Below are 7,222 nucleotides of genomic sequence, written 5' to 3'. Positions count from 1 at the left end.
ACCTTACTTGCCTGTTCCTCGCGTCCGGCGGCCGACACCCACGATACGTCGCGGTGCTCGGCGGTCGGAAAAGTAGTAGTCCGGCTCGGCACCACGCTCGACGATGCGATGGGCGAGGCGTTCGACAAGGTCGCGAAAATGCTGGATCTGCCCTATCCGGGCGGGCCGCAGGTCGAGCGCGCGGCGGCGCATGGCAATCCCGAGCGCTTCGTGTTTCCGCGTCCGATGGTCGGGCGGCCCGATGCGAACTTCTCGCTGTCCGGCCTGAAGACGGCGGTGCGCAACGAAGTCACCCGCCTGATGCCGCTTGAGCCGCAGGACGTCTCCGATCTCTGTGCCGGATTTCAGGCCGCCGTGCTTGAACTGACCGCGGACCGGATCCACGTCGGGCTGCGGCTGTTTCAGGAACAGTTCGGCCCGCCGCGCGCGCTGGTCGCGGCGGGCGGCGTCGCCTCCAATCTCGCGATTCGCGGCGCATTGCAGGATATCGCGGGACGCGCGCAGACCATGCTGATCATTCCGCCGCCTGCGCTGTGCACCGACAATGGCGCGATGATCGCGTGGGCCGGCGCGGAACGGCTCGCGCTGAAGATGCTCGACGATATGGAGACCGCGCCGCGCGCACGCTGGCGGCTCGATGAAACCGCTTCGACGCCTTCAAAGTTCGCCAATACGCGTGCGAGACACTAAGGCATGATCCTGAAAAGTGGACACCGGTTTTCGGATAAGATCATGCCTTCAATAGTGAAGACTCCATGATCGCGCATCAGACCATTTCCGTTGTCGGCGCGGGCGCATGGGGCACGGCCCTTGCCAATGCCGCGGCGCGCGCAGGGCGGGATGTCGTTCTCTATGCGCGTGACAGCGCCGTGGCCGAAAAGATTTCACAGACGCGCGAAAATCCGAAACTGCCCGGCATCCAGCTTGCGAAGGCAGTCTCCGTCACCAGTGACCTCGCCCGGGCCGGTCAGGCCAATGCGGTGCTGCTGGTGACCCCTGCGCAAAGCCTGCGGCAGGCGGCGACCGCGCTTGCGCCGCATCTTGCGGCCGGAACGCCGGTCATCGTCTGCGCCAAGGGCATCGAGCGCGGCACGCATCAGTTCATGACGCAGATCGTCACGGAGGTTGCACCGGACGCGGCGCCCGCGATTCTTTCGGGACCGAGTTTCGACGTCGATGTTGCGCGCGGACTGCCGACCGCCGTCACGCTCGCGACAACCGATGAGGCGCTCGCAAAAGCGCTGGTGCAGGCGCTCGGCTCGGCGACGTTCCGTCCCTATCATTCGACAGACGTGCGCGGCGTCGAGATCGGCGGCGCGGCCAAGAACGTGCTGGCGATTGCGGCCGGCATCGTCGCAGGCCGAAAGCTCGGCGCGTCGGCGCTGGCGGCGCTGACCACGCGCGGCTTCGCGGAGCTGATGCGTCTGGGTCTCGCCTGCGGCGCGAAGAGCGAGACTATCGCCGGACTGTCGGGGCTCGGCGATCTGCTGCTGTCCTGTTCGAGTCCGCAGTCGCGCAATTTTTCCCACGGCATTGCGCTGGGGAAAGGCGAAGCGCCGGCGCGCGGCAAACTCGTCGAAGGCGAATTCACCGCGCCGGTGCTGATTGAACTCGCCGCTGAAAAGAATATTGAAATGCCGGTGGCCAATGCGGTAGCGGCGATTCTTAGCGGCGCATTGACCATCGATGAGGCGATCGAGACGCTGCTGACGCGGCCGTTCCGGGCCGAAGGATAAAGGAAACGCAATGGCGTACTGGCTTGTAAAATCAGAACCCTCCACCTGGTCGTGGGATCAGCAGGTCGCGAAAGGCGCCAAGGGTGAAGCCTGGACCGGCGTGCGCAATCACACCGCAAAAGCCAACATGATGAAGATGAAAAAAGGCGACCGCGCCTTCTACTATCATTCCAATGAAGGCAAGGAGATCGTCGGCATCGTCGAGATTATCCGCGAGCACTATCCCGATCCCACCGACAAAACCGGCAAGTTCGTCTGCGTTGACATCAAGGCCGACAAGCCGCTGAAGACGCCGGTCACGCTTGAGACGATCAAGGCCGAAGCCAAGCTCGCCGAGATGGATCTGGTGAAATACTCGCGATTATCCGTGCAGTCCGTTACGGCGGATGCATGGAAGCTGGTCTGCAAGATGGGCGGAGTTTGAACACGCTCGTCATCGCCGACAAGGACGCGTTCATCCGCGCCAACACGCGGCTGCGCGCGGTGCCGCTGACACCGGAGATTTCGCTGTTCGTGGCCGACGAAGCCGTGCCGCTTTGGCACAAGACCGAGGAAGAAATCGGCGAAGCCGGATTGCCGCCGCCGTTCTGGGCCTTTGCCTGGGCCGGCGGTCAGGCGCTGGCACGTCATGTTCTCGACAATGCAGCTTTGGTCCGCGGCAAGACGGTGCTCGATCTTGCCAGCGGATCAGGCCTTGTCGGCATCGCCGCCATGAAGGCCGGCGCAGCATCTGTGACCGTCGCGGATATCGATGCGTTTGCCTGCGCCGCCGCGGCGCTGAACGCAGCGCAGAACGGTGTTGCGCTGACGACATGCGGGAACGATCTGCTCGCGGGCGGCGATCCCGGCCGCTGGGATGTCATCCTGGCCGGCGATATTTTCTATGAGCGCGACACCGCGCAACGGGCGTTCGATTTTCTTCAGGACCACGCCGCACACGGCGGCACCGTCCTGATCGGCGATCCCGGCCGCAGCTATTTGCCCCGCGACAAACTGCGCCGGATCGCCGACTACAGCGTGCCGGTCACCCGCGATCTCGAGGACGCAGAAATCAAGCAAACCGCCGTGTGGGGCCTGCTTCCGCTCACATAAATGACACATCAAACCCGGTTTGAAGGACCACGGGGCGTCAGGGTCCGACAAAAGTCCTAGTTGCCGTGGCTTGTCGCTGTTGTATGCAAAAGCGCATAATATAAAAAACAAGAAAGAGCCCGCGCGCATGTTGCGCCGCGGACGGCCTGCGTGAAGGGAGTGAGGAAGTCATGTCCGAGAAAATTTACGACGTATCTGCGGAATGGGCGAAGCGTGCCTTCATCGACGACGCCAAGTACCGCGATATGTATGCGCGCTCCGTGAAAGACCCCAACGGTTTCTGGGCTGATGAAGCCTCGAAGCGCCTCGGCTGGATCAAGCCCTTCACCAAGGTCGAGAACGTCTCGTTCGAGCCCGGCAATATCTCGATCAAGTGGTTCGAGGACGGCGTGCTGAACGCCGCATGGAATTGCATCGACCGCCATCTCGACAAGCGCGGCGACCAGACCGCCATCATCTGGGAAGGCGACGATCCGTCCGAATCGAAAAAGATCACCTATCGCGAGCTGCATGACGAAGTCTGCAAGATGGCGAACATCCTGCGGCTGCGGAATGTCGAAAAGGGCGACCGCGTCACCATCTATCTGCCGATGATTCCGGAAGCGGCCTACGCCATGCTGGCCTGCGCGCGCATCGGCGCTATTCATTCCGTGGTGTTTGGCGGCTTCTCGCCGGATTCGCTCGCGCAGCGCATCACCGACTGCAAATCCAAGGTCATCATCACCGCCGACGAGGGCCTGCGCGGCGGCAAGAAGATCCCGCTGAAAGCCAACGTGGATGCGGCGATCGCCAAGATCGGCGGCGGCGTCGACTGGGTCGTTGTCGTGAAACGCACCGGCGGCGCGATCGACATGGACCCGGTGCGCGACGTCTGGCACCACGAAGCAGCGGCCATGGTCGATACTGATTGCCCGGTGGAGCCGATGAACGCGGAAGATCCGCTGTTCATTCTCTACACATCGGGTTCGACCGGCCAGCCCAAGGGCGTGCTGCACACCACCGGCGGCTATCTCGCCTTCGCCTCGATGACGCATCAATACGTGTTCGATTATCACGAGGGTGACATCTACTGGTGCACCGCCGACGTCGGCTGGGTCACCGGCCACAGCTACATTCTGTACGGGCCGCTCGCCAACGGCGCGACCACGCTGATGTTCGAAGGCGTGCCTAACTATCCGGACAATTCGCGGTTCTGGAACGTCGTCGACAAGCACAAGGTCAACATCTTCTACACTGCACCCACCGCGATCCGTGCGCTGATGCAGTCCGGCGACGATCCGGTGAAGAAGACGTCGCGTGCGTCGCTTCGCCTGCTCGGCTCGGTCGGCGAGCCGATCAATCCCGAAGCGTGGGAATGGTACCATCGCGTGGTCGGCGACGGCCGCTGCCCGATCGTCGATACCTGGTGGCAGACCGAGACCGGCGGCATTCTGATTACGCCGCTGCCCGGCGCGATTGCACAGAAGCCGGGTTCGGCCACCAAGCCGTTCTTCGGCGTGGTGCCGGAAATCGTCGATGCCGACGGCAAGGTTCTCGATGGCGAGGCGCAGGGCAATCTCTGCATCGCCAAGTCATGGCCCGGCCAGATGCGCACGGTTTATGGCGACCATCCGCGTTTCGAGCAAACCTACTTCTCGACCTACAAGGGCAAGTACTTCACCGGCGACGGCTGCCGCCGCGACGCCGACGGCTATTACTGGATCACCGGCCGCGTCGACGACGTGATCAACGTGTCCGGTCACCGCATGGGCACGGCGGAAGTCGAAAGCTCACTGGTGGCGCATGATGCGGTGTCGGAAGCGGCCGTGGTTGGTTACCCGCACGACATCAAGGGTCAGGGCATCTACGCTTACGTGACGCTGATGAAGGGCGTCGAGCCGACCGAGACGCTGCGCAAGGAACTGGTCGCGTGGGTGCGCAAGGACATCGGCCCGATCGCATCGCCTGACCTGATCCAGTTCGCGCCGGGCCTGCCGAAAACGCGCTCGGGCAAGATCATGCGCCGCATCCTGCGCAAGATCGCGGAAGACGAATCCGGCGCGCTCGGCGATACTTCGACGCTGGCCGATCCAATGGTCGTCGACGATCTGGTGCACAACCGGCAGAACAAGAAGAGCGCCTGAGGTATTCGGACTGCGGGTTGCTGCTTGGGGGTATCCATGCGAGCGGGCTTCACTGGTCTAATGGTTGCGATCCTGATCGCCATGCTTGGCATGGCGATCGGATTGAGCAAATCCGAGGCGGCAAATCTCGATGAGGCATGCGGCGGTGCCGCCAATATCACATGCAATTCGGCCCTTTGGTGCCAAAGGGTCGCTGGACACTGCAAGGTCGCCGACGCTGCGGGTCAGTGCGACAAAGCGCCCACCTTCTGTATGCGGGTCTCCCGGCCGGTGTGCGGCTGCAACGGCAAGACCTACGCTAATGACTGCGAGCGTCAAAGGGTCAAGGTGCAGCTCGACCATGTCGGCGCATGTCCGAAAGAGCCGAAGGCAAAAGAACCGAAAGCCGGCAAGAAATAACGCGGCTCTACGGAGATCATCTGGCGTTTGTGAACATTTTTTGACCGGCCAGATCTCACTGCCACCACACGCCGGCTGTGATAAATTCCAGGTCCACGGCGGACGGAGAAGCCAGCATGGACCGGGCGCTTCAACACTTTCGAATACAACACCGAATTGCATCATGTGTATCTGCCGGAGCGCGATACATGGGAGCTGCGCGCACCACTGCCCACCACGCGCTCCGGCCATGGACTCGTGGTGTACCGCGACCGGTTGTTCGCGATGGGCGGCGAGTCCGGTGTGATCCGCAACGGACAGATCACGCAAGGCAAGGTGTTCGGCCAGATGGAAAGCTACGATCCCGCATCGGACCGCTGGCAAAGCCACGCGCCGATGCCGACGCCGCGTCATGCCGTGGGGGCGGTAACCATCGGCGACTGGATCTATGTCGCCGGCGGCGGCGCCGTGACCGGCGGCGCGGTGCAGTCGGCCGTGCATGAGGCGTTCACGCTCGGATGATCGTGGAATCTCATACCTTCCCGGCCCTCACGGAAATGTCAGCCGCCCCGGGGCCGTTTGGCCGGGTGTGTTGTTTTCCGGGCATTTACTTTGACACCGGAATTTTCTTTCTAAGGCGCAGGTAATCGGCCTTTTGCATCCAAAGATAAGGGGCTGTTGAAGCCTCTGCTGCAAGCTGGCGAGGACACAGCCATAGGACGATCAGTTCTGCGGCCGTGTGCTCCGCGATGAACGAAAGAGACGGGAGACAATGATGCTTCGTAAATTGACGATGGCGCTGTCGGTCACAATGGCGATTGGATTTTCCGGCACGGCAGCACTGGCGGCGCCGTCCGAGGTCGCTTCTCCCAACGGCTATGCGCCGGGCACCATCGTGGTGAAGACCAGTGAGCGCAAACTGTATCTGGTGCTCGGCGAAGGACGCGCATTGCGCTATCCGGTCGGCGTCGGCAAGGCCGGCAAGCAATGGTCCGGCGCCACCCGCATCGACGGCAAGTACCGCCACCCAGCATGGTCGCCGCCCGCGGAGGTGAAGCGCGACAATCCGAACATTCCCAATGTCATTCCCGGCGGCGCGCCGTCCAATCCGATGGGCGTCGCCGCCATGACGCTCGAAGGCGGCGAGTACGCCATTCACGGCACCAATCGTCCCAACTCCGTCGGCGGCTATGTCTCCTACGGCTGCGTGCGGATGTACAATCAGGACATCAGCGATCTGTTCAATCGCGTCGAGGTCGGCACCCCAGTGATCGTCACCTCGCGCTGATCTCTCGACCCGTGATGAATGCAGAAAGCCGCGCCACGCCGCGGCTTTCTTGATTCCGGCTTCATCGCATCGCGGCCGTGCACCAGCCGCCGCGCTTGCCGCCCTGATAGGGCCTCGCGTGACCCGATGTGAGCAACGCCGATGAAATGCTCGGCGTTCGCCGCGTAGCAGCGTCTGCGACCACCCGGCCGTTGTATTTGTCGGGACCGATATTGAAGATCGCGACATCGCCGTCCGCAAGCAGCGCACGCAGCATCTCGCCTGCCGCTTCCGCCATCCGGAATTCGTCGGCGCATGCGCCCTTTATCTCCGGCGCGTCGACACCGCGCAGCCTTACCCGCGTCGTCATCTCCAGCCCCGGCCACAGATGCACCCGCGCCTCGAACGTGTCGCCATCCACCACGCGGACAACTTCGACGGAATGGCACACGCCCGGGTTGCCGTCGCGGCTCCAATTCATCTGAGCGACGGGAGACCGCGGATCCGGCGATGATGGGATAGACATCGCGGCGGACGCCGCGTTCCACGGCAAACGATCCTGTGCCGGGATCGCGGTTCCTGCCGCAACGCCGGCGCCGAAAATCAGGCCAAGCATCCACCCCGGC

Annotated in this window: 8 protein-coding genes and 1 pseudogene; 8 read left to right on the top strand and 1 reads right to left on the bottom strand. The window is 62.9% G+C overall.

The window, feature by feature from the left end; genetic code table 11:
* From BN32_RS16720 to BN32_RS16685, 8 genes and pseudogenes are all read left to right on the top strand, one after another.
* Nucleotides 1-690: pseudogene (locus BN32_RS16720) on the top strand (tRNA (adenosine(37)-N6)-threonylcarbamoyltransferase complex transferase subunit TsaD); the annotation flags it as partial.
* 65 nt (nt 691-755) lie between these two features.
* The gene (locus BN32_RS16715) at nt 756-1,736 is read left to right on the top strand and encodes an NAD(P)H-dependent glycerol-3-phosphate dehydrogenase (protein WP_019199200.1); all 981 of its coding nucleotides are present in this window, start codon (nt 756-758) and stop codon (nt 1,734-1,736) included.
* Nucleotides 1,737-1,746: 10 nt separating this feature from the next.
* Complete coding sequence (locus BN32_RS16710) at nt 1,747-2,160, top strand: EVE domain-containing protein (RefSeq protein ID WP_019199201.1); 414 nt, start codon at nt 1,747-1,749, stop codon at nt 2,158-2,160.
* Complete coding sequence (locus BN32_RS16705; protein ID WP_051488525.1) at nt 2,127-2,828, top strand: class I SAM-dependent methyltransferase; 702 nt, start codon at nt 2,127-2,129, stop codon at nt 2,826-2,828. Before BN32_RS16710 ends, BN32_RS16705 begins: the two co-directional genes overlap by 34 nt.
* A 170-nt stretch (nt 2,829-2,998) precedes the next feature.
* The gene (gene acs, locus BN32_RS16700) at nt 2,999-4,951 is read left to right on the top strand and encodes an acetate--CoA ligase (RefSeq protein ID WP_019199203.1); all 1,953 of its coding nucleotides are present in this window, start codon (nt 2,999-3,001) and stop codon (nt 4,949-4,951) included.
* A gap of 36 nt (nt 4,952-4,987) precedes the next feature.
* The gene (locus BN32_RS28140) at nt 4,988-5,350 is read left to right on the top strand and encodes a Kazal-type serine protease inhibitor family protein (RefSeq protein ID WP_040426611.1); all 363 of its coding nucleotides are present in this window, start codon (nt 4,988-4,990) and stop codon (nt 5,348-5,350) included.
* A gap of 165 nt (nt 5,351-5,515) precedes the next feature.
* Nucleotides 5,516-5,851 (top strand): Kelch repeat-containing protein, encoded by a 336-nt coding sequence (locus BN32_RS16690; protein WP_019199205.1) that lies wholly within the window; start codon nt 5,516-5,518, stop codon nt 5,849-5,851.
* 253 nt (nt 5,852-6,104) lie between these two features.
* Nucleotides 6,105-6,617 carry a L,D-transpeptidase gene (locus tag BN32_RS16685; protein WP_040426847.1) on the top strand — a complete coding sequence of 171 codons (513 nt, stop codon included), beginning with the start codon at nt 6,105-6,107 and terminating at the stop codon, nt 6,615-6,617.
* 61 nt (nt 6,618-6,678) lie between these two features.
* Here the strand turns inward: BN32_RS16685 and BN32_RS27795 are convergent, their stop codons facing one another.
* Nucleotides 6,679-7,212: a thermonuclease family protein gene (locus tag BN32_RS27795; RefSeq protein ID WP_019199207.1), complete on the bottom strand. Its 534-nt coding sequence runs from the start codon at nt 7,210-7,212 to the stop codon at nt 6,679-6,681.
* Between the last annotated feature and the right edge of the window lie 10 nt (nt 7,213-7,222).

Origin of the sequence: Afipia birgiae 34632, assembly GCF_000308295.2 — a bacterium.
In the GTDB taxonomy this organism is placed as follows: Bacteria; Pseudomonadota; Alphaproteobacteria; order Rhizobiales; family Xanthobacteraceae; genus Afipia; species Afipia birgiae.
The sequence above is the reverse complement of the archived record's forward strand: the minus strand, read 5'-3'. Positions and strand labels throughout refer to the sequence as shown.

What these genes read in the sequence shown, in the direction of transcription:
- BN32_RS16715 (WP_019199200.1), top strand. Translation starts at nt 756, where the DNA reads ATGATCGCGCATCAGACCATTTCCGTTGTCGGCGCGGGCGCATGGGGC.
- BN32_RS16710 (WP_019199201.1), top strand. Translation starts at nt 1,747, where the DNA reads ATGGCGTACTGGCTTGTAAAATCAGAACCCTCCACCTGGTCGTGGGAT.
- BN32_RS16705 (WP_051488525.1), top strand. Translation starts at nt 2,127, where the DNA reads ATGGAAGCTGGTCTGCAAGATGGGCGGAGTTTGAACACGCTCGTCATC.
- acs (WP_019199203.1), top strand. Translation starts at nt 2,999, where the DNA reads ATGTCCGAGAAAATTTACGACGTATCTGCGGAATGGGCGAAGCGTGCC.
- BN32_RS28140 (WP_040426611.1), top strand. Translation starts at nt 4,988, where the DNA reads ATGCGAGCGGGCTTCACTGGTCTAATGGTTGCGATCCTGATCGCCATG.
- BN32_RS16685 (WP_040426847.1), top strand. Translation starts at nt 6,105, where the DNA reads ATGCTTCGTAAATTGACGATGGCGCTGTCGGTCACAATGGCGATTGGA.
- BN32_RS27795 (WP_019199207.1), bottom strand. Translation starts at nt 7,212, where the DNA reads ATGCTTGGCCTGATTTTCGGCGCCGGCGTTGCGGCAGGAACCGCGATC.